This window comes from Paraoerskovia marina (genome assembly GCF_900105445.1).
Classification (GTDB): Bacteria; Actinomycetota; Actinomycetes; order Actinomycetales; family Cellulomonadaceae; genus Paraoerskovia; species Paraoerskovia marina.
Genome location: NZ_LT629776.1, coordinates 44,064 through 68,329, shown reverse-complemented (window position 1 = coordinate 68,329; position 24,266 = coordinate 44,064). Strand labels below are relative to the sequence as shown.

The following is a 24,266-nucleotide window of genomic DNA, read 5'->3' as shown; positions in this document are numbered from 1 at the left end:
GTCGCGGTGACACGACTGCAAGGAGGCAGGCCGCATGACCGTCTACGCCGCGCCGGGTACCACCGGCAGCATCGTCGAGTACAAGAGCCGCTACGACCACTGGATCGGCGGTGAGTACGTCGCCCCCGACTCCGGCCGCTACTTCGACAACCCGAGCCCCGTGACCGGGCAGACCTTCACCGAGATCGCCCGCGGCACCGCCGCCGACATCGAGAAGGCGCTCGACGCCGCGCACGCCGCCAAGGGGGCGTGGGGCAAGACCTCCGCGACCGAACGCGCGATCATCCTCAACAAGATCGCCGACCGCATGGAAGAGAACCTCGAGATGATCGCGGTCGCGGAGTCGTGGGAGAACGGCAAGCCCGTCCGCGAGACGCTCGCCGCCGACATCCCGCTCGCGATCGACCACTTCCGCTACTTCGCCGGGGCGATCCGCGCGCAGGAGGGGTCGATCTCCGAGATCGACGGGGACACCGTCGCCTACCACTTCCAGGAGCCGCTCGGCGTCGTCGGGCAGATCATCCCCTGGAACTTCCCGATCCTCATGGCGACGTGGAAGCTGGCGCCGGCGCTCGCGGCGGGCAACTGCGTGGTGCTCAAGCCGGCCGAGCAGACGCCGGCGTCGATCCTGTTCCTGATCGACATCATCGGTGACCTGCTGCCCCCGGGCGTGCTCAACATCGTCAACGGCTTCGGTGTCGAGGCGGGCAAGCCGCTCGCGTCCAACAAGCGGATCTCGAAGATCGCGTTCACGGGCGAGACCACCACCGGCCGGCTGATCATGCAGTACGCGAGCCAGAACATCATCCCGGTGACGCTCGAGCTCGGCGGCAAGTCGCCGAACATCTTCTTCGAGGACATCGCGCAGGCCGACGACGCGTTCTACGACAAGACGCTCGAGGGCTTCACGATGTTCGCGCTCAACCAGGGAGAGGTCTGCACGTGCCCGTCGCGTGCGCTGATCCAGGACTCGATCTACGACAAGTTCCTCGGCGACGCGATCGAGCGCACCGAGGCCGTGGTGCAGGGCAACCCGCTCGACACGGACACGATGATCGGCGCGCAGGCCTCGAACGACCAGCTCGAGAAGATCCTGTCGTACTTCGACATCGGCAAGGAGGAGGGCGCCAAGGTCCTCACGGGCGGTGCGCGCGCGGACCTCGGCGGAGACCTCGCGGGCGGGTACTACGTGCAGCCGACGATCTTCGAGGGCAAGAACTCGATGCGGGTGTTCCAGGAGGAGATCTTCGGGCCCGTGGTCGCGGTGACCCGGTTCTCGGACTTCGACGACGCGATGTCGATCGCCAACGACACCCTCTACGGGCTCGGGGCCGGCGTCTGGTCCCGGGAGGCCAACACCGCCTACCGGGCGGGTCGCGAGATCCAGGCCGGCCGTGTGTGGACCAACTGCTACCACGCCTACCCCGCCGCGGCGGCGTTCGGCGGGTACAAGGGCTCGGGCGTCGGGCGCGAGAACCACAAGATGATGCTCGACCACTATCAGCAGACCAAGAACCTGCTGGTCTCGTACTCGCCGAACAAGCTCGGCTTCTTCTAGACCGTCCCGTCCCCGCCGCGCGGTCGCCGGTGGCCGCGCGGCGGGGACGACCGTACTGCTCAGGATCGATCGAGAGGAGCACCATGTCCGACGTCGCACCCGCACCCGGCTCAGCCGGGACGACATCCGAGCGGGTCACCCTGACCGACTCCACCGCCGCGATGCTCCGGCAGCTGCGCGCGCTGCACGGTGACCTGATGTTCCACCAGTCCGGTGGATGCTGCGACGGCAGCTCGCCGATGTGCTACCCGCTGGGCGACTTCCTCACGGGGGACGCGGACGTCCACCTCGGCGACCTCGTCGTCGAGCCGGGGGAGGCGACCGACGGTCGCGCGGACCCCGACCGCTTCGTCGTGCCCGTGTGGATGAGCCGCAACCAGTTCGAGTACTGGAGCCACACGCACCTGACGATCGACGTCGTCCCCGGCCGTGGTGCGGGCTTCAGCCTGGAGGCGCCGGAGGGTGTGCGCTTCATCATCCGGTCCCGGCTGTTCACGGACGCGGAGTGGGAGCAGCTTGACCGCACGGCGACGCCCTGACCCCCTACGCTGTCGGCATGAGCGAGATCGTGCCTGACACCAAGGACTGGACCTGGGTCCTCGAACGCCCGTGCCCGGACTGCGGGCTGGACGCCCGCGAGATCACGCCGGAGGCTGTCGGTCCCGCCGTGCGTGCGAGCGTGCCGCGGTACGTCGCCGCGCTGGCGTCCGACGACGTCGCGGAGCGGCCGGACCCGGCCACCTGGTCCGTGCTGGAGTACGCCGCGCACGTCCGCGACGTCTTCGGGATCTTCGAGGAACGGCTGGCGCTGATGCTGGGCGAGGAGAACCCGCACTTCCCGAACTGGGATCAGGACGCGACGGCCGTCGCCGGACGGTACGACGCCCAGGACCCGCAGCAGGTCGGGGCCGAGCTGACCGGGGCGGGAGTGCGGGTCGCCGCGGCGTTCGACGCCGTCGAGCCCGGCCAGTGGGAGCGTGCCGGCCTGCGGTCCAACGGCTCGGCCTTCACCGTCCACACGCTCGGCCAGTACTTCGTGCACGACGTCGTCCATCACCTCCACGACGTCGGGGCGGACTGAGCGGGTTCCTGCAGGTTCGGTTACGTAGCGGATACGTGCCCGCAGCATTCCGGCATTGCGGCGGGCCTACGTTCCGTCTATGAACGCACAGGGGCTGGTCCCGCAGGAGTACACCGACGACCACGTGCTGGTGGTGCCGCGTGCCGCCGACGACGTCCCGGCACGTGCCGCGGCGTGGTTCAGCGGCGTCCGGTGGGTGCGTGAGGCGAAGGCGCGCCAGACCGGTGCGGCGCTCGTCGGAGCGCGGTTCCGTGGGGTGCCTCGCGACGAGACCCAGCCCGAGCCCGGGATCCTGGCGCTGGGGGACGCTCGGGCGGTCGGACCGTTCGAGGTGACCGCCGCCCAGGCGAGCGCGCTCAGTCTGCGGGGCGTCGACCTGGTCGGGTACGCGCTGCGGACCCCGGTCGAGCGTGGCCTTCCCGCGACCACGGCCGACGCGGACGGGCTCGGCCGGGTATTCCCCGAGGGGCTTCCCGTCGGCCGAGAGCTCGGCATGCTGCGGTGGGGCGTCGCGGTGGCCCGTGCGCTGCACGGTGCGCTCGTCACGTCGGCGGGCCAGGTGCTGCGCCCCGACCCCTCGTCGGTGGTCGACCTCACCCTCTTCAGCGCGCACCCGCTGCGTACGGCCGAGCTGCTCCCGCTCCTGCGCAAGGTGGTGCCGGGCGCGCGGGTGGTCGGCGAGTGGACCTCGGCCGAGGGGACGCCGTCCGCACAGCTGGTGGGTGAGTCGCAGTACGACGGCGCGATCCAGCTCGATCTCTCGAAGGTCGCCGAGGTTCCCCGTGCTCTCGACGCGGTGCCGTGGCGGGAGTACGGCCCGTACTCCTACCGAGTGCGGTGGGTGCCCGTGGACGAGGCCGAGCTCGGGGTGGACTCGCCCTCCGGGACCCACGTGATCGCCCGGACGCGGATGCGCTCGGTCGTCGCGCGGCTGACCGAGTCGCTGGAGCGGCGGGTCGGGGGCGTCGTGGTCGACGAGGACGGGTTCGTCGTCGACTCCCGGGCTCTGCGGGTCCGTGGCGTCGAGGTGCCGTCCGGCCGAATGTGGCTCTGACACCAAGTTATCCACAGCCTGTGTGCACAGGGCTGTGTGGAAGGTCCACCATCGGCACGATTCCGTGTGGACAGCCCTCGACTGCCCGTCGGGCGGGTCGTGGTGCCACCAGAACCCGCGGAATGATGGGCAAAACGGACAAACAGGCGCTTCGTCGTCGTGCGCCCGATGCGCGACGCGGATCTCGCCGTCCACAGATTTTGTCCACAGGGCTGTGGGTGATGACGTGAGAGTGCGGCTCCCGCTGTGGATGAACCTGTGGTTTCTGTTAGGTGGACTTCTGGGGTCCCTGAGGTGTTGCGCAGCCCACACGACAGGACTAAAAACGACGATAGCGACGACGCAGGGCTGCACCACGGCCGCGTCGTCGAACGACCGGAGAACGGCCCGACGCCCACGGGGGACTGTGGACTGCGTGTGACGACGCAGGTCTTGCCGGACCCGGAAGCGCGATCACGAGAGGTGCAGGATGCGGGGAACACGGCGTCAGAGCCGCGCGACAACCCGCTCTCACCGAGCCGCGACGTCACCGCGGTGCTCCGCAGCCTCCCCGCGAGGCGCCTGACGGAGCACGGGATCGGCAGCGGGGCCCCGGGACCACGAGTTGCACGGGGCCCTGCTGATGCTTGGTCCGCAGGCCGGCGCCCCGGTTGCCGAATCCCGTTCCGTGACTGAACCTGAGCGGTATGCGTCTGCGCACGGTTGCGGGGTCCGCCGCACTTCTCCTGCTGGCAGGGCTCGCCGTGCTCCCGACGACGGCCGCAGCCGACCCTGTCGACCCGGTCGACCCTGTGACGACCGACGATCCGGGCGTTGCCGTCGTGGAGTACGGCGACGACACCGAGCTCGCCCCGCCCTCGCCGCGCTCGCGGATCGCTCCGCGTGCGGCCGGGCCGCGCCACGTGGACATCGCCGTGATGACACCCGCGGGCGCCACGGACGACACGTTCGACGCCTACGGTGCGGCGGAGGCGCTCGCCGACGTCGAACAGATGCTCGCGTACTGGTCGGAGATGACCGACGGCGCCACGGGCGACCTCGAGCTCCCCGACGAGACGGACGTCTGGGTCACGACGACCACGACCGAGTGCGGGCCGTCCGGCGCGACCGCCCCGATCCGGCCGCTCTGGGACGAGGCTGCCGAACACTTCGGTCACGTCGACGAGACGGGCGCGGGGGACCGGCTCTCGTACGGGGAGGCGAACGACTACCTCGTGGTGCTCGGTCCGCGGGGATGCAACAACGTCGGCCTCGCGACCTTCAACCGGGACACGCCGGGCCCGGTCAACGGTGGCACGATCTACGTGGCCGTGAACCCCCGGAGCGTCGACTCCACGCTCGCGCACGAGATGGGGCACACCCTCGGGCTCGACCACGCGAACAAGCACGAGTGCCGCGACGACACCATCGCCGTCGAGTCCTTCGACGACCCGGTCGAGATCACCGAAGGGCCCGACGCCGGCGACACGCGATACGGGCCGTGCGTGGACGACGAGTACAAGGACCATTACGACGTCATGGGCGAGTCGATCTCGATCTCGTCCAGCACCGCGACCGACGGGTACCGCACCAGTGCGCGTCCCTCGACCCCCAACGCGAACCAGCGGTACCGCCTCGGGATCCTGGACGACGGAGAGCAGCAGGAGCTCGCGTTCGACGTCGCGGCCGACCCGGACGGGGACGGGATCGTCGAGCAGGAGGTCACCTTGCAGGGCAGCGGCACCTCGACCGGCCTGCGGTCCCTGCGCGTCACCGACGGCCTCACCGGCGAGCCGTACTTCGTCGAGTACCGCGGCGGCGCGGGCTGGGACGAGTGCGCGCTCTGGAGCAACTATTACCGTCTCGGTACCGGGGTCCGGGTGCTGCGCACGCAGCCGTCCGTCGAGTCGACGGCCCTGACGTACTACGACCCGGTGGTCCCGGACGGGGCCTCCAACCAGTACTGGAACTATCAGGCCGACCTCAAGACGGAACGGAACCCGTCGACGGAGGAGGCCGACCCGGTGGCGACCTGGGCCGCCGCCTCCGGCGGCTTCGGCCTCGAGGTGCTGGACCAGACCGTGGGCGCGTGCAGTCCCTCGAACCTCAGCAACCCGCCCGACTACGACCCGACGCAGCCCGAGACGATGGACGCCACGGCCGAGGCCACCCTGCGCGTCACGCTCGCAGGGGAGCCGGCGCTCACCCTGGACGCGACGGTCGAAGGCGGCACCGCGGCGCCGTCGGACGTCGTCGTCGGTGCCACCGGCGACGGTGGCACGATCTCCGGGGCACCCGGAACCGCCGATGTGACGTCGGCGCGGTTGCCCACGGGTACCTACGAGCTGACCACCGAGCCGCCGACGGGCTACGCGCTCGACTCATGGACGTGCGACGGCGGCACCCTGGACGGCTCGACCCTCACCACGGTCCTCGGCCAGGCCGTGCAGTGCTCCGCGAGCGTCGTCGCACTGCCCGCAGCACTCACGCTCGGGGTCGACGTCACCGGCGGAGACGCGGAGGCCGGCGACTGGACCGTCTCCGCCGACGGGCCGACCTCCGTCAGCGGCCCGGCCGACGCGGTGGTCGACGAGCCCGTGACTGACGGCGTGTACACGCTGAGCGCCGGCGACGTCGACGGGTACACCGCCGGAGAGTGGGTCTGCGACGGAGGCAGCCTCGCCGGGTCGACGCTCACGCTCGCCCCGGGGGAGTCGGCGTCGTGCGTGCTGGAGCAGACGGCGGACGTCGTCGACCCGACCGACCCGCCGACGGAACCGACGACCGACCCGCCGACGGAACCGACGACCGACCCGACGACTGAACCGACGACTGAACCGACGACCGAGCCGACCACGGACCCGACGACGGACCCGACGACCGAGCCCACGATCGACGCGTCGGTGGACCCGGGCGCGGTCCCGTGGACGGACCCCACGGCCGCCGCCACGACCGACCCCGTCGACGCCGACGCGACCGTGGCAGCCGGTGGCGGCGGTGAGGTGCCGAGCGGCCCGTCCGGGACGTCGCTGGCCTCCACCGGCGCGACCGTGGGCGCCTTGGCGCTGAGCACGCTCGTGCTCGTGGGCGTCGGGGTGCTCCTCGTGCGCCGTCGCCGCGACGCCTGATCCGGCCGGGTCGGCAGCGCCCCTGGCCGCGACCGCTCCGAGAACGACGAAGGCCCCGACCAGAGCTGGTCGGGGCCTTCGTGCCGGAGCGGATGACGGGAATCGAACCCGCGCTATCAGCTTGGGAAGCTGAAGTTCTACCATTGAACTACATCCGCATGACGTCAGCCGCGGTATCGCACTCCTGCCCGAGGGCTGGACCGTGACGCCGACGACGAGCGTACGGGAAGATCATAGCGGCACCGGCGGTGAGACCGAAACCGCGGCCGACGAATTGAGGAGCAAGCGTGAGCGACCAGACGCCGTACGGCAAGAACTCCGACGAGGTCCCGTACGACCCCTACGCGGGTCCGGCGGCGTCGCCGTACTCCTCGGAGCAGCCCACGGCACCGCAGCAGCCGTACCCGGGTCAGGCCTACGGTCAGCAGCCTCCGGCTCCTGCCGGCCAGCCCTACGGTCAGCAGCCGTACCCGGGGCAGCAGCCGCCTCCCGCGGGGCAGCCCTACCCGGGGCAGCAGCCGTACGGCCAGCAGCCGTACCCCGGCCAGCCGTACGAGGACCCCAACGCGAAGTCCCGCATCGCGGCGGGTCTGCTCGGCATCCTGATCGGCTCGCTCGGCATCCACCGCTTCTACCTGGGGTACACCGGGATCGGCCTGACGATGCTGCTGATCTCCGTGCTCTCGTTCGGGCTCCTGTCGCCGCTGGTCGCCATCTGGGGCATCGTCGAGGGCATCCTCTACCTGACGGACAAGACGGGGAGCTTCTCCCGGGACGCCCAGGGTCGCCCGCTGCGCGCGTAGTCCGGTGACACGTCGTCCGACACCGTGGGTAGCGCCGTCGTGCGACCCACGGTGTCGGCTACCGTGGCGTCGTGCTGCTCTCTGATCGCGACATCCGTGCCGAGCTCGACGCCGGGCGTGTCCAGCTGGACCCCTACGAGCCGGCGATGCTGCAGCCGTCGAGCATCGACGTCCGCCTCGACAAGTTCTTCCGGTTGTTCGACAACCACAAGTACCCCTTCATCGACCCGCGCGAGGACCAGCCGGAGCTCACCCGCCTCGTCGAGGTCGACCCGGACGAGCCGTTCATCCTGCACCCGGGGGAGTTCGTCCTGGGGTCGACGTACGAGTCGGTCACGCTGCCCGACGACGTCGCGGCACGCCTAGAGGGGAAGTCGTCGCTCGGGCGGCTGGGCCTGCTGACGCACTCGACGGCGGGCTTCATCGACCCGGGATTCTCGGGTCACGTGACCCTCGAGCTCTCGAACGTCGCAACGCTGCCGATCACGCTCTGGCCCGGCATGAAGATCGGCCAGATGTGCTTCTTCCGCCTGTCCTCGCCGTCGGAGCACCCGTACGGCTCCAGCGTCTATGGTTCTCGCTACCAGGGTCAGAGGGGTCCGACGGCGTCGCGGTCCTGGCAGAACTTCCACCGGTCCTCCGTCTGATCCCGGGAGCCCCTGATGTCCTCGCTCGTGAACACGTACCCCGCCCTGCCGCGCACGGCGATCGCCCGTCACCAGGCGCGCCACGTCCTCGCGCTGCCCGACGACGTCCTGGTGGACGAGGTCGAGACGCTCGCCGTCTCCCGGTTCGCCGGAGCCCGGTGGGACGTCGCGCCCCGGGGGGCGGAGCCCCTCACCCCGGCACCGCGGACCGCCGGAGCCGGGGAGCCGGGCGTGCTGCGCACGTCCCGGCACACGACGCTGACCGGACCGTACGCGCCCGGCCCGGGCCTGCCGCCCGGGACCACGCAGGTCTTCGAGGTCGTCTGTCCGCGTGAGCGGGGCGAGCCGCCGTTCCCCGGCGGTGCCGACCGCGACGGGCTCGGTCGGGCCTTCCCCCAGGGTCTGCCCGAGAAGGAGGAGGGTCGCGCGACGCGCTGGCTCGTCGACGCGGCGCGGCGCCTGGGCGGGTCGGTGGTGATGGACGCCGACGAGACCGGCCGTGCCGCCGTCGTGCTGACCCCCGACCAGTCGGTGACCGTCGACATGACGCTGTACACCGACGTCTGGCTCGAGCCCGACGCCGCGCTCTCCGTCCTGCAGCGCGTCGACCGGCGCGTGCGGCTCGCGATGGACGCCGACCCGTGGCCGGGCCCGCCGGACGGGATCGCCGACAAGCCGCTCTACCCCGGCGAGAAGATGGACCCCGAGTTCCGGCGTCGCCTGCACGCGGAGGCGGAGAAGCGCGACATCGAGTCGCTCGAGAACCCGCCGCCCCTCGACGGCTACGGGCTGATGCTCGACCTCGGCGTGGACGGGATCGTCGCCGTCGAGATCGGCGGCGAGGACGCGATCCCTCTGCTGCTCCGCGGACTTCCGTGGACGGTCGACGGCGCGGTCGCCTACCGGATCCGGTGGGAGCCCGTCGACCTGATCGCGGCGCAGGACGAGGTGCCGACCATCGACTACCGCGTCGCCCGCAAGCGGGCCGGCGAGCTCGTCGCCGACCTGGCCCGGACGCTGCACGGCGTCGTGGGAGGCGAGATCGCCGACGAGGCGGGGTTTCTTGTGGAGCCCGCCGACCTCTGACCTCCGCGCCTGAGCGTCTTGATATTCTGCTCCTGACAATCGCCCAACCGCCCACAGGACGGACCGGACGTGCTCATACTCCTCGCCGCGCACCTGATCGCCGCGCTTCTCGCGCCCGCACTGGTGTCCTGGCTGGGCAGGCGGGCGTTCCTCGTCCTCGCGCTCGCTCCGGCGTCCGCGTTCGGGTACGCCCTCGCGCACACCCGTGACGTCCTCGACGGGAACCTGCCCGAGCAGACGCTGTCCTGGGTCCCGAGCCTCGGCCTCGACCTGACGTTCCGGCTCGACACACTCTCGTGGCTGATGCTGCTCGTCGTCGGCGGGGTCGGTGCGGCGGTGCTCGTCTACTGCACCGCGTACTTCTCGCGGGAGGCCCACGGTCTCGGGCGGTTCGCCGCGATCCTCACCGCGTTCGCGGGAACGATGGTCGGCCTCGTCACCGCCGACAACCTGCTCCTGCTCTTCGTCTTCTGGGAGCTCACGACCGTCTTCTCGTACCTGCTGATCGGCCACCACGCCGACCGCAAGGCGAGCCGTCGCGCCGCCATGCAGGCCATCGTGATCACGACGGCGGGCGGGCTCGCCATGCTCGTCGGCCTCGTGACGCTCGGGGTCTCCGCCGGGTCGTGGCGGATCTCCGAGGTCGTGGCGGACCCGCCCGGCGGCGCCGCGGTGACCGTCGCCGTCGTGCTCCTCCTGATCGGCGCCGCGACCAAGTCCGCCCTGATCCCGTTCCACTTCTGGCTCCCCGCGGCGATGGCGGCCCCGACGCCCGTGAGCGCCTATCTGCACGCCGCCGCGATGGTGAAGGCCGGCGTCTACCTCGTCGCCCGGTTCGCCCCCGGGTTCTCGGACCTGCTCGCCTGGCAGGTCGTGATCGTCGCCGTCGCCGGCGGGACCGTGCTCGTCGGCGGGTACCGCGCGCTGCGGCAGCACGACCTCAAGCTCATCCTCGCCTTCGGCACCGTCAGCCAGCTCGGCCTGATCATCCTGCTGCTCGGGCTGGGGACGCGCGGCGCGGCGCTGGCGGGCCTCGCGCTGCTGGGGGCGCACGCACTCTTCAAGTCGTCGCTCTTCCTCCTGACGGGAATCGTCGACGCGGCCACCGGGACGCGCGACATCCGACGCCTGACCGGGATCGGACGTCGCCTTCCGCTGACGGCTGCCGCGGGAGTCCTCGCCACGGCCTCCATGATCGGGCTGCCACCGCTGATGGGGTTCGTCGCAAAGGAGGCGGCGCTCGAGTCCCTCGTGCACGGGACGGGGCCCGTCTGGCGCGACGCGATCGCCCTGTTCGCGATCGTCGTCGGGTCCGTGCTGACCGTCGCCTACGGGCTGCGGTGGGTGTGGGGCGCGTTCGGAACCAAGGGCGCGACCGCCCGGGCCGTGGCGCGGGCCAACGAGCACATCGGGGCCGCGGCACTGCGTGAGAGCGACCCGCGGCGCGCGCACTCCGGCGCGGAGGACCTCGCCCCGGTGGACCCCGCGACGGTGAACCGTCCCCCCGCCCTGCTCGCCGTCTCGCCCGTGGTGCTGGCCGTGCTCGGGCTCGTGCTCGGACTGATGCCCCAGGTCGGCGACAAGCTGCTCGCGCCCTACGCGGAGACGTACCCGGCCGGAGAAGAGGGCCACCTCGTGCTGTGGGCGGGGTTCGGGGCGCCCGTGGTCCTCAGCGCGATCATCCTCACCGGAGGGGCGCTGCTGTTCTGGTGGCGCGGCACGTTCGAGCGGCTGCAGGCCGCGACCTGGAACGTCCCCGAGGCCGACCAGGTCTACCGGCGCACCATGCGGCGGCTCGACGACCTCGCCGCCGACGTCACCGCCATGACCCAGCGCGGGTCGTTGCCGTTCTACCTCGGCGCGATCCTCGTCGTCCTCATCCTCGTGCCGGGCGTCGCGGCGTTCTTCGCGTGGCCAGACCCGCTCGAGCTGCGGGCGTGGGACCGGCCCGCCCAGCTCGTCGTCGTCGGCATCATCACCGTCGCGACGATCCTGACCGTCCGCGCCCGTCGTCGTCTGAAGGCGGTGCTCCTCGCCGGGGGCGTCGGGTACGCGATGGCCGCCCTCTTCCTCCTGCACGGCGCCCCGGACCTCGCGATGACGCAGGTCCTCGTCGAGACCGTGACCCTCGCTGTCATGGTGCTGGTGATGCGCCGCCTGCCGCCGTACTTCTCCGACCGTCCGCTCGCGGGAAGCCGGTGGGTGCGGCTCGCGATCGGCCTCGGGGTCGGGGTGGTCATGATGATCTTCGCCGTGATCGCCCCGCTCGCGCGCACCGCAGTCCCCGTCTCGGTGGACTTCCCGTCCGAGGCCGAGAACTTCGGCGGCGGGAAGAACATCGTCAACGTGACGCTCGTCGACATCCGCGCCTGGGACACCGTGGGCGAGATCTCCGTCCTCCTCGTGGCGGCCACAGGTGTCGCGTCCCTGGTGTTTCTGCGCCGGCGCAGCGGCGAGATCCCCCGGATGCGCAGCGCGCCGCCCGACCCGGGCCGCCCCCGCGTCTGGGCCGACGCCCCCGACACGGGCCGCGAGCTGCGGCTCGGTCGCCTCAGCGCCCCGCAGGAGCCGAGCTCGGTCGGCGGTGCCGCGTCCGCGGAGCCGGAGATGCGCTCCTGGCTGATGGCCGAGGGGACGCTCGCGCCGCAACGGCGCTCCGTCATCTTCGAGGTCGTCACCCGCCTCGTCTTCCACTCGATGATCATCTTCGCCCTCTTCCTGCTCTTCTCGGGGCACAACAGCCCCGGCGGAGGGTTCGCCGCGGGTCTGCTCGTCGGCATCGCGCTGCTCGTGCGGTACCTCGCCGGCGGACGCTACGAGCTCGGTGAGGCCGCCCCCGTGCATCCCGGCCTCCTGCTGGGCACGGGCCTCTTCCTCTCGGCCGGCGTGGGGCTCCTGGCCCTGCTCCTCGGGGGCGAGGTCCTGCAGTCGGTGATCATCGACATCCACGTCCCCGTGATCGGCGACGTCCACCTGGTCACGTCGCTCTTCTTCGACATCGGAGTGTTCCTCCTGGTCATCGGCCTCGTCCTCGACATCCTTCGGTCCCTCGGCGCGGAGGTCGACCGCCAGGCCGAGGGGATCGACGACGACTCGTCCAACCCGCTCGTGGCGCTCGAGCCCGACAGCGTCGAGGCAGGAGGAGAGCGATGAACCTCGCCGACGTCTCCCCGACCGAGGGGCTCTCCACCGTCCCCAGCCTCGCGCTCGTGCTCGCGATCGGGGTGCTCTTCACCGGCGGGATCTACCTCCTGCTGGAGCGCAGCCTCACGCGGATCCTCATCGGGTTCATCCTCGTCGGCAACGGCGTGAACCTGATGCTGCTCGTCGCCGGCGGGCGCGCAGGCGGCGCACCGATCGTCGGCATCACCCCCGAGGACGAGATGAGCGACCCTCTCGTCCAGGCGATGATCCTCACCGCCGTCGTCATCACGCTCGGCCTGACCGCCTTCGTCCTGGCGATGGCCTACCGGTCCTGGCAGCTCAACGGTCACGACGAGGTCCAGGACGACCTCGAGGACCGACGGATCGCACGCCGCGCGGCCGAGAACGCGCCGTCGTACGCCGACGAGGACGCCGAGGCCACCGACACGCTCGACGACGAGGCCCCCGAGGTGCGCGACGAGACCAGCCGGCTCGGACGGGAGGGCGACCGATGATCGACTACTCCGCACAGACCCTCGTCCCGCTGCCCGTCGTCCTTCCGCTCTTCGCGGCAGGCCTGACCCTCGCGCTCTGGCGCTACCCGCGCGCCCAGCGCATCATCTCCGTCACGACGCTCTCCCTGATGGTGGCCGCCGCCGTCGGGCTGGTCGTCGCCGCGGACTCCGGGCCCGTCGTCGTGAACGTCGGTGGCTGGGCCGCGCCCGTCGGGATCGACCTCGTGGCCGACCGGCTCAGCGCCCTGATGCTCCTCGTCTCGAGCGTCGTCATGCTCGTCGTCCTCCTGTACTCGCTCGGCCAGGGTGTGGCCGACGGGGACGAGGCGACGCCCGTCGCGATCTACCACCCGACGTACCTCGTGCTCGCCGCGGGGGTGTCCAACGCGTTCCTCGCGGGAGACCTCTTCAACCTCTACGTCGGGTTCGAGATCCTGCTCGTGGCGAGCTACGTGCTCCTGACCCTCGGCGGGACCGCGGAACGGATCCGCGCCGGCGCCGTCTACGTCGTCGTCGCCCTGCTCTCCTCGATCATCTTCCTCGTGGCCGTGGCCCTCACGTACGCCGCGACCGGCACGGTGAACCTGGCCCAGCTCGCGATCCGGCTTCCCGACGTCGACCCCGGCGTCCAGCTCGTCATCCACATCCTGCTGCTGCTCGCGTTCGGCATCAAGGCCGCGATCTTCCCGCTCTCGGCGTGGCTGCCCGACTCGTACCCGACCGCGCCCGCCCCGGTCACGGCCGTGTTCGCCGGCCTGCTCACCAAAGTCGGCATCTACGCGATCATTCGCACGCAGACGCTGCTCTTCCCCGACGGACGTGCCGACGACGTGCTGATGGTGCTCGGGCTCGCGACGATGCTCGTCGGGATCCTCGGTGCCGTCGCGCAGGACGACATCAAGCGACTGCTCTCCTTCACGCTCGTCAGCCACATCGGCTTCATGGTGTTCGGCATCGCGATGGGCACCACCGCGGGGTACTCGGCGGCGATCTTCTACGTCGTCCACCACATCACCGTGCAGACCACGCTGTTCCTCGTCGTCGGGCTCGTGGAGCGGGTGGGCGGCACGACGTCGCTCGACCGGCTCGGAGGGCTCGCCCGGATCGCCCCCGGCCTCGCGATCCTCTTCTTCATCCCGGCCATGAACCTCGCCGGGATCCCGCCGCTCTCCGGATTCCTCGGCAAGGTCGGTCTGATCGAGGAAGGAGTCCGGCAGGGCACCGTCCTGACCTGGATCCTCGTCGCGGGCAGCGTGCTCACGTCGCTCCTGACCCTGTACGCCATCGTCAAGGCGTGGAACAAGGCTTTCTGGCAGACGGCGCCCGAGGACATCCAGCCCGTCCGTCTCCCGCGCGGCATGGTCGGGCCCACGGCCGGGATCGTCACGCTCGGCGTCGGCCTGACGCTCGTCGCCGGTCCGCTCTACGGGTACACCGACCGGGCCGCCGACACCCTCACCGACGGGTACACCTACGTCGAGGCGGTCTTCCCCGACGGCGCGACCCGCGGTGACGGGGTCTCGGACGACCCCGACGCCGACGACACCGTCGAGATCGGAGGCGAGGGATGATCGCGCACGCACGCAAGATCCGGCTGGGCACCGCCGCGCGGCAGTGGCCCGCCGTCCTGTGGCTCACGCTCGTCTGGGTGCTGCTCTGGGGCGACCTCTCCTGGGCCAACGTGCTCGCAGGTGCCGCGCTCGGGATCTTCGTGGTCGTCGCCCTCCCGCTCCCGTCGATCGAGTACCGCGGACGCGTCCGGCCCCTGGCCCTGCTCCGACTGCTCGGCTTCTTCGCCCGCGACCTCGTCACCGCCTCCGCCCAGGTCGCCGTCCAGGCGCTGCGACTCAACTGGCAGCCGCGCGGCGCCGTCGTGCGCGTGCCCATGCGGAACGCCGGAGACCTGTACCTGACCATCGCCAGCCTCCTCGTCTCCCTCGTCCCCGGAACCGTCATCGTCGAGGCGCACCGGCTCACCGGGACCCTCTACGTGCACGTCCTCGACCTCAGGTCCTCGGGCGGTGCGGACGCCGTCCGGGCGCACGTCGCCGAGATCGAGGAGCGTGTGCTTCGGGCGCTCGCCTCGACGGACGAGCTCGAGGCGGCGGGGCTCGGGCCCTCGCCGGTCGAGCCGGGAGCGCCGGTCGAGTCAGGAGCGCCGGTCGAGCCTGTCGAGACCAGGGCCGAGCCGGGAACGCCGGTCGAGCCTGTCGAGACCGAGAACCCACCGGAGGAGAGCCGATGACCATCGTCGCGATCGTCTGCGTCACGTTGATCGCCGTCGGCGCGGTCCTCGCCCTCGTCCGCGTCGAGCGCGGCCCGTCGATGCTCGACCGCACCGTCGGGCTCGACGTCTTCACGGCAGCCCTCGTCGGAGCGATCGCCATCGAGGCGGCGTACTCGCAGCGTGTGGAGACCGTCCCGCTGCTGGTCGTGCTCTCCCTCGTCGGGTTCGTCAGCTCCGTCACGATCTCGCGGTTCGCCGCGGTCGAGCCGCAGGGAGAGGGCCGGGTGCGGACCGCCGAGGAGATCGCCGCCGAGGACGCGGAGCGGATGGCCGAGCAGGAGCGAGAGCGCGAGATGCTCCGTGACTCCGACCAGGACGGCGGCCGACCGGACGGGGTGGTCCGATGACGGCCGAGGTGGTGCGCGACGTCGTCGCGGCGGTGCTCCTGCTTCTCGGTGCGTTCCTCGTGTTCGTCGCCGGTCTGGGCGTCGCGCGGTTCGACACGCTGCTTGGTCGGATGCACGCGGCGACGAAGCCCCAGGTGCTCGGTCTGATCCTGCTGCTCGCGGGTGTCGGTCTGCGGCTCGGCTCGTGGTCGACGGCCGGGATGCTCCTGCTGGTCGTGATCTTCCAGCTGTTCACCGCGCCGGTGGCGGCCCACATGGTCGGGCGTGCGGGTTTCCGCACCGGCAAGGTCGACACGTCGAAGCTCGAGATCGACGATCTCTCGACGGACGAGGCCGCGGCACGCGAGGCGGTGGTCGTGGAGGACGGCGCAGCCGACGGTTCAGCGTCCGACGCCGCGACGCCCGACTCGGACGCCCCCGACTCCGCGCCCCCCGACTCCGCGAGGTAGGGCTTCCCACGCGAGGTCGACCCTGGCAGGGTCGACCTCGCGCGCACCGACCTACCTCGGCGTCGGTGGCGTGGTAGACCAGACGGATGAGCGACGACACCGAGCACGGCTCGGCCCTCCCCGGATCGACAGCGGCCGGCTCGACCGCAGGCGGCCCGCCCGCCACTGCCGCTCCGAGTCCCCGGGTCGTGGAGGCCGGCGAGTCGTCGGAGAGCACGCTCACCGTGCTCATCGCGTTCGGCGCGAACCTGCTGATCGCGATCGCCAAGTCGGCCGCCGCCGTCGTCACGGGGTCGGCCTCGATGGTGGCCGAGGCGGTCCACTCGTGGGCGGACACGGGCAACGAGGTGTTCCTCCTCGTCGCGGACAAGCGCGCACGCCGTCCTGCCGACCGCGAGCACCCGCTCGGCTACGGCCGCGAGGCCTACGTCTGGTCGATGTTCGCGGCGATCGGGCTGTTCGCGGTCGGTGCGGGCGTCTCCATCACGCACGGCATCCAGGAGCTCGTGCACCCGGAGCCGGCGGGCGACTACGGCATCGCCTACGCCGTGCTCGCGGTCGCGTTCGTCCTCGAGGGCATCTCGTTCCTGCAGGCGTTCCGCCAGGTGCGGCGGGAGGCGAAGTCCGCGGACAGGTCGGTCGCCGCGCACGTCCTGAGGACCTCGGACCCGACCGTCCGGGCGGTCTTCGCGGAGGATGCGGCAGCGCTCGCGGGTCTCTTGATCGCGTTCGCCGGGATCCTCGCCCATCAGATCACGGGCTCTCCGATCCCGGACGCGATCGGGTCGATCGCCGTCGGTGTGCTGCTGGCGGTCGTCTCGGTGGTGCTGATCGACCGTAACCGACGCTTCCTCGTCGGTGAGGGAGTCGATCCGCGGGTGCGGACGGACGTCACCGAGTCGTTGACACGGCTGCCGGGCGTCCTGCGCGTCACGTACCTGCGGGTTGAGTACGTGGGGCCGCGGTCGGTCTACCTGGTCGCGGCCGTGGACCTGACCGGGGACGACGCCGAGTCGGACGTCGCGCGGCGGCTCGCGGAGCTGGAACGGCAGATCGTGGGCCGGCCGCTCGTCGCCGGGTGCGTGCTGACGCTCTCGTTGCCCGACGACCCGTCGCTCCCGACCACCTGACACGCACGACCACGCCGAGCACGGCCGTGCCGTCCGCCCCGTGCCCGGCGGTGCGTTGGGTCACGCCGGGCGATCGGTGGCCTCGCGGGCGAGCAGCGACTCCTTGATCGCGAGTCCGTACCGGAACCCTCCGAGCGAGCCGTCGCTGCGCAGGACGCGGTGGCAGGGGACGAACAGCGCGGCGGCGTTCATCGCGCAAGCCCCGGCGGCCGCGCGGACCGCCGCCGGACGCCCCGACCGCTCGGCGTACTCGGTGTACGTCACGGGTGCACCGGGCTCGACGTCGCGCAGCGTCTCCCAGGCGGCCTCGCGGAAGGGGCCCGAGACCTGCACGACGGCGACCCGGCCCGGTGCGGCGATGTCGCCCGCGTAGTACGCGCGGACGGCGGAGACGGCATGCCCGACGGCGGGATCGTCCTCCCGCGCTGGCCGGACCTCGGCTGGGCGCAGGGTCGGGTGGATCAGCGCGACGAGGGAGCCGACGTCGTCGGTCCATCCGGAGGCGAGGACGGCGCCGTCGGCGCGCGTGACGACGCTGAACGGTCCGTCCGGGGTGTCGAGGGTGCAGGCGGTGGCGGCGGCGGTGGTCATCAGAAGGCCTTCCGGGTCGGGGTGCGCCAGAGGTGGAGCGCGGCGTAGGAGCGCCACGGCGACCAGTGCGCGGTGGATTCGGGGGTGAGCGGCAGCAGCCCGAGCGCACTGGCGCCTGCGGCCAGGGCGACGTCGCGGGGGAGCAGGACGTCGGGGTCGCCGAGGACGCGCATCGCGACGTAGTCGGCCGTCCACGGCCCGATCCCGGGCTGGGCGAGCAGGGCGGCACGCAGCTCGGCAGGATCCTCGGCGGGTCCGACGACAAGCGATCCGTCGGCCAGTGCGCCCGCGACGGCGACGACGGACTCGATCCGTCGCCGTGGGCCCCGGAGGTGGTCGCGGCCGTGCTCGGCGATCGCGGCGGCCGTCGGGAACTGCCGGGCCGGCCTCGGCGCGGTGTCGGGCGCGTCGCGTGCTGCGGGTGGGTCGAGCGGCGCACCCAGCTCGGCGAGGCGGCCGAGGTGCGTGCGTGCAGCGGCGACACTAATCTGCTGGCCGACCATCGCGCGGATCACGATCTCGTGCGGGTCGACCGCGCCGGGTACGCGGATCCCGGGCACGGCGGCCACGCGCGGTGCGAGGGCGGGGTCGGCGGCGAGCACGGCGTCGACCGCCGCGGGGTCGGCGTCCAGGTCGAAGAGTCGGCGCAGGCGCGCGACGGCGACCGGGAGGTCGGCCAGCGAGGTGAGCGCGAGCCGTACGCTGAACCGACCGTCCCAGCGCGCCGTCGCGAGCCCGTCGCCGTGGGGCAGGGCGAGAGCCCGGCTGTACTCCCACGGCCCGCCGGGCTTGCCGACGACCGTCTCGACGCCGTCGACGGCGCGCGCCGCCAGGAAGCCGAACACCCCGTCGTCGTACGGCTCGCGGACGGGGAGGTTCAGGGTGAGGTTCGTCCCGCCGTCGTGCCGCCCGGGTGATTCCGCACGACGGCGCGTCGCGCGCAGCGCCGTCGGCGTGAGCCCGTACACCTCGGCGACGGTGTCGTTGAACTGTCGAATGCTGCCGAATCCGGCGGCGAACGCGACGTCGGCGAGAGGGAGGTCAGTGCCAGTGACAAGGGCGCGGGCGGTCTGCGCGCGGGCGGCACGCGCGAGTGCGAGGGGTCCGGCGCCGAGCTCGGCGTGCAGGAGCCGGCCCAGGTGGCGCTCGGAGTACCCGAGGCGTGCGGCGAGGCCGCCGACGCCGTCCCGGTCGACGACGCCGTCGGTGATCAGCCGCATCGCACGGGCGGCGACGTCGTGGGTGATGTTCCAGTCGGGCGTGCCGGGGACGGCCTCCGGCAGGCATCGCCTGCAGGCGCGGTAGCCCGCCTCGTGCGCGGCGGCGGAGGTGCGGTAGAAGGTGACGTTCTCCGGCCTCGGTGTCCGCGCCGGGCAGGAGGGGCGGCAGTAGATGCCGGTGCTGCGCACGGCGGTGATGAACTGACCGTCGAACCGGCGGTCGCGCGCGGCGATGGCGCGGTAGCGCTCGTCGAACGACGTCGGTACGCCGGTGGTCTGGATGGTCACGGCTCCATCGTGTGCCCCTGAGCGGTGCGGGCGCTAGCGGGAATCGGACCTCGCCGTGACCGAGTGGCCGATCCAGGGTTGAGCGGAATAGACTCAACTTTGTCGAGGTTGACGCCACCAGACGGTCTCGCGCATCCAGCCGAGACTCCCTGCGACGAAAGCGAGTACTCATGGACGCAAAGTTCACCACCATGTCCCAGCAGGCGATCGGCGACGCGATCCAGAGTGCGTCGGCCGCCCAGAACCCCCAGCTCGAGCCCGTCCATCTCTTGGGGTCGTTGCTCGCGCAGGACACCGGTGTGGCCCGCGGACTGCTCGACGCCGTCGGCGCGGACACGCAGGCGATCGGCCAGAAGGTGCGCGCCCAGCTCGTCGCGCTCCCGGCCGCGAGCGGGTCGGCGGTCGCGCAGCCGACGGCGTCCCGCGGCACCTCTGCCGCACTGGACCTCGCGCAGAAGGAGGCTGAGGCCCTCGGTGACGAGTACGTCTCCACCGAGCACCTCCTGATCGGCCTGGCGGCCGGTTCGTCCCCGGCGGCGCAGATCCTGGCGGACGCCGGCGCGTCGGCGGACTCGCTGCGCTCCGCGCTGCCGTCGGTCCGCGGCAACGGGCGGGTGACCAGCCCCAACCCCGAAGGGACGTACAAGGCGCTGGAGCAGTACGGGCTCGACCTGACCGCCCGTGCGCGGGAGGGCCGTCTCGACCCGGTGATCGGCCGCGACGCCGAGATCCGCCGCGTCGTCCAGGTGCTCAGCCGCCGGACCAAGAACAACCCCGTCCTGATCGGTGACCCGGGCGTCGGCAAGACCGCCGTCGTCGAGGGGCTGGCCCAGCGCATCGTCGCGGGCGACGTCCCGACGTCGCTCCAGGGCAAGAGGCTGATCTCGCTCGACCTGGCGGCGATGGTCGCGGGTGCCAAGTACCGCGGCGAGTTCGAGGAGCGTCTGAAGGCGGTGCTGGAGGAGATCACGGCGTCCGACGGCGAGGTGGTCACCTTCATCGACGAGCTCCACACCGTCGTCGGGGCAGGCGCCGGTGGTGAGGGCGCGATGGACGCGGGCAACATGCTCAAGCCCATGCTCGCGCGCGGCGAGCTACGCCTCGTCGGTGCGACCACCCTCGACGAGTACCGCGAGCACGTGGAGAAGGACCCCGCGCTGGAGCGCCGTTTCCAGCAGGTCTACGTCGGCGAGCCGACCGTCGAGGACACCGTCGCGATCCTGCGCGGCCTCAAGGAGCGGTACGAGGCGCACCACAAGGTGACGATCGCCGACTCCGCGCTCGTGGCCGCCGCGGCACTCTCCGACCGCTACATCACCAGCCGCCAGCTGCCCGACAAGGCCATCGACCTCGTCGACGAGGCCGCGTCCCGCCTGCGGATGGAGATGGACTCCTCGCCGATCGAGATCGACGAGCTCCAGCGTGCCGTCACGCGCCTGGAGATGGAGGAGGTCGTCCTCAAGGAGTCCGACGACGACGCCTCGGTCGACCGTCTCGAGAAGCTGCGCGCCGACCTCGCGGACCGTCGCGAGGAGCTCGCGGGGCTGACGGCCCGGTGGGAGCAGGAGAAGGCGGGGCACAACCGCATCGGTGAGCTGCGTGCGCGGATCGACGAGCTCCGCACCGAGGCCGAGCGGTTCCAGCGCGAGAACGACCTGGAGAGCGCCGCACGCCTGCTGTACGGCGAGATTCCCCAGGTCGAGCGTCAGCTCGCCGAGGCTGAGCACGAGGAGGCCACCAAGGACGCGAGCGAGGCGCAGGACCCGATGGTCGCCGAGAAGGTCGGCGCCGACGAGATCGCGGAGGTCGTCTCGTCCTGGACCGGCATCCCCGCCGGGCGCATGCTCCAGGGCGAGTCCGAGAAGCTCCTGCACATGGAGGACGTGATCGCCGACCGGCTGATCGGTCAGCGGGCCGCCGTCGCCTCCGTCTCGGACGCGGTGCGGCGCTCGCGGGCCGGCGTGGCCGACCCTGACCGCCCCACGGGATCGTTCCTGTTCCTCGGGCCCACCGGGGTCGGCAAGACCGAGCTCGCCAAGTCGCTCGCCGACTTCCTGTTCGACGACGAGCGCGCCATGGTGCGCATCGACATGTCCGAGTACGCGGAGAAGCACTCCGTGGCACGGCTCGTCGGCGCGCCCCCGGGGTACGTCGGGTACGAGGAGGGTGGCCAGCTCACCGAGGCCGTGCGGCGTCGTCCGTACTCCGTGGTGCTCCTCGACGAGGTCGAGAAGGCCCACCCCGAGGTGTTCGACATCCTGCTCCAGGTGCTCGACGACGGCCGTCTGACCGACGGTCAGGGCCGCACGGTGGACTTCCGTAACGTCATCCTCGTGCTGACCTCGAACCTCGGATCGCAGTTCCTCGTGGACCCGACCCTGGACGAGAGCGTCAAGCGGGAGTCCGTCATGACCGCGGTCCGTGCCTCGTTCAAGCCGGAGTTCCTCAACCGGCTCGACGACGTCGTGATCTTCGACCCGCTGAACATCACCGAGCTCGGTCGGATCGTCGAGATCCAGGTGTCGGCGCTCGCAGCACGGCTGGCCGACCGCCGGATCACGCTCGACGTCACCGACGACGCGCGGGAATGGCTCGCGCTCGAGGGGTTCGACCCCGCCTACGGTGCGCGGCCGCTGCGTCGCCTGGTGCAGCGCGAGATCGGCGACCGGCTCGCACGGCTCCTGCTCGCCGGCCAGGTCCCGGACGGGTCGACGGTCCGTGTCGACCGTCCGTCCGACGGCGACGAGCCCGGTCTGGCGCTCAGCGTCGTCTGATCTCGGGCGTGGTCAGCACCGGCCGGCCACGCTGCGCCGTCGAGCACGCGGTGATGTGTCTCCTCCCTCGCGGGTCGGGAGACATCACCGCGTGCTCGGCGTGTCTCCGGCACCGGCGCAGTACGTCATTCTCCGGTAGCACGCAACCGGGAGAAAAGTCAACATCTCAACAGGCGAAACGTTCCGACCCTCCATAGCGTGAGTCGTGGCGGTCCGGTGATCACACCGGGTCATAGCGGCAATCCGGGGGTCGAGGATGAGTTCTGAGCACCTGCCTGTGCAGCACACGCGCCACCGCGCGTGGCTCTCCATCGGGGTCGTCGCGCTCCTCGTGAGCGGCACTGCGGCCGTCGACGCGGGTGCCGGCGCGCCCGTCGTCGAGATCCCGGGGGTTCCGGCCGCGCACTCCACGCCCGAGGCGGAGGCAGTCTTCGCGTCGGCGGCCGAGCGCCGCGAGCACGGTCGGGAGATCGCTGCCGAGATCGAGCGCCAGGAAGAGCTGGAGGAGATCCAGCGCGCCGCTGCCGAGAAGGCGGAAACCGAGGCAGAAGCGAAGGCTGCGGCAGAGACGAAGGCGAAGGAGAAGGCTGCGGCGAAGAAGAAGGCTCAGGCGGACGCTGCCGCCGAGAAGGCGGCTGCCGCGCAGGAGAGCGACGACGGACCGTCGAACGGCAACTCTGGCAAGGAGTCGGCGTCGGAGCAGGGGTCCGAGCCGAAGGATGACCTGAGCTCCGGCCCTCCCCGTCGGGGTTCGACGGGCGCGGCGGTCGTCGCGGTCCAGCAGCGGCTCCAGGCCCACGGCTGGAACCTCTACGCGGACGGGGACTTCGGGGCGGGCACGGACGCCGCGCTGCGCCAGTTTCAGGCCGCGTACGGGTTGTCTGCCGACGGCGTCGCCGGTTCGGCCACGATGGCGGCGCTGAACCAGGCACCCCGTGCTCGTGCATCGACGGGTTCGTCGGGGGGCTCGTCGGGCGGTTCGGCGAACTCGGGAGGCTCCCCGTCGTCCGGGTCCACGTCGTCGTCCGCGCCGGCGACGGAACCCGCTGCCCCGTCAGCACCGTCGGGCGGGATCGTGCAGCAGACCAACTGGTACCGGGCCCAGGCAGGGTGCGGACCCGTGAGCTCGAACGGCGCGCTGAGCGCCGCGGCGCAGGGCCACGTGAACGACATGGCGGCCAACGGCTACTTCTCGCACACCAGCCTGGACGGACGGACGTTCGACCAGCGGATCCGCGCGGCCGGGTACTCGGCCCCGGGCGGCGAGAACCTGGCCCGCGGCCAGACGAGCGCGACCCAGGTGATGAAGGAGTGGATGGCGAGCGCGGGTCACCGGGCCAACATCGTGAACTGCTCGTTCCGGACGATCGGTGTGGGGCAGACGGGCGTCTACTGGGCGCAGGAGTTCGGCTACTAGGGTGCTGCCCGCGATCGTCTCGCACCTACCGGATGGTCGCTTTCTCGTGGCGACGGGGTAGGTTGGTCGCGATATCGTCACAAACGACGCGTCAGTCTCAACTCGTCGCGCACCGGTCATGTGTCGCGAAGGAGTTCGATGTCGGAGGTCGCGCCCGTGCGCGGGTATGCGAAGGGTCGGCGCAAGCGCCTCGAGATCATCGAAGCAGCCACAGGTCTCTTCGGGGAGGTGGGCTACCGCGCGGCGTCTCTGCGGGAGATCTCCTCGCGCGTCGGTATCTCGCACCCGGGGCTCCTGCACCACTTCCCGACCAAGGAGACGCTGCTCGCGGCGGTGCTCGAGCACCGGGACGAGCTCGACGAGGTCCGGCTCGCGGAGGACCGGTCGGAGGGGGTCGGGTTCTTCGCCGCCCTCGTCCAGATGGTCCAGCGGAACCAGTCGCAGCCGGGGATGATCGAGCTCTACGCGATGCTCTCGATCGAGGCGACCGTTCCCGATCACCCGGCGCACGCCTACTTCCAGCAGCGGTACCAGAGCCTGATCGAGCGGATCTCCGAGGAGCTCGCCCGGATGGTCGACGACGACCGCCTGCCCGCGTCGACCGACATGGGAGCGACAGCGCGTTCGATCGTCGCGCTGATGGACGGGCTCCAGGTGCAGTGGTTGATGGACCGTGACCGCCCCGACGAGCGTGTCGACATGGCCGCGGCGCTGCGCGCACACCTGTGGCTCCTGGGCCGCGTCGAGGTCTGAACGACGACCCCGCTC

At 71.5% G+C, this 24,266-nt stretch carries 20 protein-coding genes and 1 tRNA gene; 18 read left to right on the top strand and 3 right to left on the bottom strand.

The annotated features are described in order from the left end of the window. The first annotated feature begins 34 nt into the window (after positions 1-34). The 5 genes from adh to BLU20_RS00280 all read left to right on the top strand — a co-directional run bounded on the left by adh (position 35) and on the right by BLU20_RS00280 (position 6,800). Positions 35-1,558: an aldehyde dehydrogenase gene (gene adh, locus BLU20_RS00300; RefSeq protein WP_029251872.1), complete on the top strand. Its 1,524-nt coding sequence runs from the start codon at positions 35-37 to the stop codon at positions 1,556-1,558. A gap of 83 nt (positions 1,559-1,641) precedes the next feature. Beyond that, entirely contained in the window at positions 1,642-2,097 is a 456-nt protein-coding gene (locus BLU20_RS00295; RefSeq protein ID WP_083371136.1) for a DUF779 domain-containing protein, read from the top strand. Between the two features lie 17 nt (positions 2,098-2,114). Beyond that, the gene (locus BLU20_RS00290) at positions 2,115-2,639 is read left to right on the top strand and encodes a DinB family protein (protein ID WP_083371135.1); all 525 of its coding nucleotides are present in this window, start codon (positions 2,115-2,117) and stop codon (positions 2,637-2,639) included. 79 nt (positions 2,640-2,718) lie between these two features. Beyond that, entirely contained in the window at positions 2,719-3,693 is a 975-nt protein-coding gene (locus BLU20_RS00285; protein WP_083371134.1) for a hypothetical protein, read from the top strand. Between the two features lie 686 nt (positions 3,694-4,379). Further along, the gene (locus BLU20_RS00280; RefSeq protein ID WP_083371133.1) at positions 4,380-6,800 is read left to right on the top strand and encodes a hypothetical protein; all 2,421 of its coding nucleotides are present in this window, start codon (positions 4,380-4,382) and stop codon (positions 6,798-6,800) included. 87 nt (positions 6,801-6,887) lie between these two features. On the opposite strand, the gene BLU20_RS00275 is transcribed toward BLU20_RS00280, so the two are convergent. Further along, positions 6,888-6,958: transfer RNA gene (locus BLU20_RS00275), tRNA-Gly, on the bottom strand. Between the two features lie 129 nt (positions 6,959-7,087). Between BLU20_RS00275 and BLU20_RS00270 the strand changes: the two genes are divergently transcribed. The 10 genes from BLU20_RS00270 (at position 7,088) to BLU20_RS00225 (ending at position 17,208) form a co-directional block, all read left to right on the top strand. Continuing rightward, positions 7,088-7,603, top strand: coding sequence for a TM2 domain-containing protein (locus BLU20_RS00270; protein ID WP_083371132.1), 516 nt, complete (start codon positions 7,088-7,090; stop codon positions 7,601-7,603). A 71-nt stretch (positions 7,604-7,674) separates the two neighbouring features. Further along, complete coding sequence (dcd, locus tag BLU20_RS00265; RefSeq protein WP_083371131.1) at positions 7,675-8,250, top strand: dCTP deaminase; 576 nt, start codon at positions 7,675-7,677, stop codon at positions 8,248-8,250. Positions 8,251-8,265: 15 nt separating this feature from the next. After that, on the top strand, positions 8,266-9,336 hold the full coding sequence (locus BLU20_RS00260) for a hypothetical protein (RefSeq protein ID WP_083371130.1): 1,071 nt from the start codon (positions 8,266-8,268) through the stop codon (positions 9,334-9,336). Between the two features lie 69 nt (positions 9,337-9,405). Next, on the top strand, positions 9,406-12,489 hold the full coding sequence (locus tag BLU20_RS00255) for a Na+/H+ antiporter subunit A (RefSeq protein WP_083371129.1): 3,084 nt from the start codon (positions 9,406-9,408) through the stop codon (positions 12,487-12,489). After that, the gene (locus tag BLU20_RS00250) at positions 12,486-12,995 is read left to right on the top strand and encodes a Na(+)/H(+) antiporter subunit C (RefSeq protein ID WP_029251881.1); all 510 of its coding nucleotides are present in this window, start codon (positions 12,486-12,488) and stop codon (positions 12,993-12,995) included. The genes BLU20_RS00255 and BLU20_RS00250 overlap by 4 nt, the downstream gene beginning before the upstream one ends. Next, on the top strand, positions 12,992-14,566 hold the full coding sequence (locus BLU20_RS00245; protein WP_083371128.1) for a Na+/H+ antiporter subunit D: 1,575 nt from the start codon (positions 12,992-12,994) through the stop codon (positions 14,564-14,566). Before BLU20_RS00250 ends, BLU20_RS00245 begins: the two co-directional genes overlap by 4 nt. Next, on the top strand, positions 14,563-15,240 hold the full coding sequence (locus BLU20_RS00240; protein ID WP_083371127.1) for a Na+/H+ antiporter subunit E: 678 nt from the start codon (positions 14,563-14,565) through the stop codon (positions 15,238-15,240). Before BLU20_RS00245 ends, BLU20_RS00240 begins: the two co-directional genes overlap by 4 nt. Further along, positions 15,237-15,629 carry a monovalent cation/H+ antiporter complex subunit F gene (locus tag BLU20_RS00235; protein WP_029251884.1) on the top strand — a complete coding sequence of 131 codons (393 nt, stop codon included), beginning with the start codon at positions 15,237-15,239 and terminating at the stop codon, positions 15,627-15,629. Before BLU20_RS00240 ends, BLU20_RS00235 begins: the two co-directional genes overlap by 4 nt. Next, complete coding sequence (gene mnhG, locus BLU20_RS00230) at positions 15,626-16,078, top strand: monovalent cation/H(+) antiporter subunit G (protein ID WP_083371126.1); 453 nt, start codon at positions 15,626-15,628, stop codon at positions 16,076-16,078. The genes BLU20_RS00235 and mnhG overlap by 4 nt, the downstream gene beginning before the upstream one ends. Positions 16,079-16,164: 86 nt before the next feature. Then, a complete protein-coding gene (locus BLU20_RS00225) occupies positions 16,165-17,208 on the top strand; it encodes a cation diffusion facilitator family transporter (RefSeq protein ID WP_083371125.1) in 1,044 nt (347 codons plus the stop codon). A gap of 60 nt (positions 17,209-17,268) precedes the next feature. Here BLU20_RS00225 and BLU20_RS00220 read toward each other — a convergent pair whose 3' ends face one another. Together BLU20_RS00220 and BLU20_RS00215 are read right to left on the bottom strand one after the other, a co-directional pair. Continuing rightward, entirely contained in the window at positions 17,269-17,799 is a 531-nt protein-coding gene (locus BLU20_RS00220; protein ID WP_083371124.1) for a methylated-DNA--[protein]-cysteine S-methyltransferase, read from the bottom strand. Further along, the gene (locus BLU20_RS00215) at positions 17,799-19,307 is read right to left on the bottom strand and encodes an AlkA N-terminal domain-containing protein (RefSeq protein WP_083371123.1); all 1,509 of its coding nucleotides are present in this window, start codon (positions 19,305-19,307) and stop codon (positions 17,799-17,801) included. The genes BLU20_RS00220 and BLU20_RS00215 overlap by 1 nt, the downstream gene beginning before the upstream one ends. Before the next feature lie 170 nt (positions 19,308-19,477). On the opposite strand from BLU20_RS00215, the gene clpB reads away from it, so the two are divergent. The 3 genes from clpB to BLU20_RS00200 all read left to right on the top strand — a co-directional run bounded on the left by clpB (position 19,478) and on the right by BLU20_RS00200 (position 24,251). Continuing rightward, positions 19,478-22,081 carry an ATP-dependent chaperone ClpB gene (gene clpB / locus BLU20_RS00210; RefSeq protein ID WP_083371122.1) on the top strand — a complete coding sequence of 868 codons (2,604 nt, stop codon included), beginning with the start codon at positions 19,478-19,480 and terminating at the stop codon, positions 22,079-22,081. A gap of 256 nt (positions 22,082-22,337) precedes the next feature. After that, entirely contained in the window at positions 22,338-23,498 is a 1,161-nt protein-coding gene (locus BLU20_RS13855; protein WP_172828960.1) for a CAP domain-containing protein, read from the top strand. Positions 23,499-23,636: 138 nt separating this feature from the next. Then, positions 23,637-24,251 carry a TetR/AcrR family transcriptional regulator gene (locus BLU20_RS00200; protein ID WP_083371120.1) on the top strand — a complete coding sequence of 205 codons (615 nt, stop codon included), beginning with the start codon at positions 23,637-23,639 and terminating at the stop codon, positions 24,249-24,251. Positions 24,252-24,266 lie beyond the last annotated feature (15 nt).

Bases quoted from the DNA above. Each gene is read 5' to 3' on its own strand.
- adh (WP_029251872.1), top strand. From the start codon at position 35: ATGACCGTCTACGCCGCGCCGGGTACCACCGGCAGCATCGTCGAGTAC.
- BLU20_RS00295 (WP_083371136.1), top strand. From the start codon at position 1,642: ATGTCCGACGTCGCACCCGCACCCGGCTCAGCCGGGACGACATCCGAG.
- BLU20_RS00290 (WP_083371135.1), top strand. From the start codon at position 2,115: ATGAGCGAGATCGTGCCTGACACCAAGGACTGGACCTGGGTCCTCGAA.
- BLU20_RS00285 (WP_083371134.1), top strand. From the start codon at position 2,719: ATGAACGCACAGGGGCTGGTCCCGCAGGAGTACACCGACGACCACGTG.
- BLU20_RS00280 (WP_083371133.1), top strand. From the start codon at position 4,380: ATGCGTCTGCGCACGGTTGCGGGGTCCGCCGCACTTCTCCTGCTGGCA.
- BLU20_RS00260 (WP_083371130.1), top strand. From the start codon at position 8,266: ATGTCCTCGCTCGTGAACACGTACCCCGCCCTGCCGCGCACGGCGATC.
- BLU20_RS00250 (WP_029251881.1), top strand. From the start codon at position 12,486: ATGAACCTCGCCGACGTCTCCCCGACCGAGGGGCTCTCCACCGTCCCC.
- BLU20_RS00245 (WP_083371128.1), top strand. From the start codon at position 12,992: ATGATCGACTACTCCGCACAGACCCTCGTCCCGCTGCCCGTCGTCCTT.
- BLU20_RS00240 (WP_083371127.1), top strand. From the start codon at position 14,563: ATGATCGCGCACGCACGCAAGATCCGGCTGGGCACCGCCGCGCGGCAG.
- BLU20_RS00235 (WP_029251884.1), top strand. From the start codon at position 15,237: ATGACCATCGTCGCGATCGTCTGCGTCACGTTGATCGCCGTCGGCGCG.
- mnhG (WP_083371126.1), top strand. From the start codon at position 15,626: ATGACGGCCGAGGTGGTGCGCGACGTCGTCGCGGCGGTGCTCCTGCTT.
- BLU20_RS00225 (WP_083371125.1), top strand. From the start codon at position 16,165: ATGAGCGACGACACCGAGCACGGCTCGGCCCTCCCCGGATCGACAGCG.
- BLU20_RS00220 (WP_083371124.1), bottom strand. From the start codon at position 17,799: ATGACCACCGCCGCCGCCACCGCCTGCACCCTCGACACCCCGGACGGA.
- clpB (WP_083371122.1), top strand. From the start codon at position 19,478: ATGGACGCAAAGTTCACCACCATGTCCCAGCAGGCGATCGGCGACGCG.
- BLU20_RS13855 (WP_172828960.1), top strand. From the start codon at position 22,338: ATGAGTTCTGAGCACCTGCCTGTGCAGCACACGCGCCACCGCGCGTGG.
- BLU20_RS00200 (WP_083371120.1), top strand. From the start codon at position 23,637: ATGTCGGAGGTCGCGCCCGTGCGCGGGTATGCGAAGGGTCGGCGCAAG.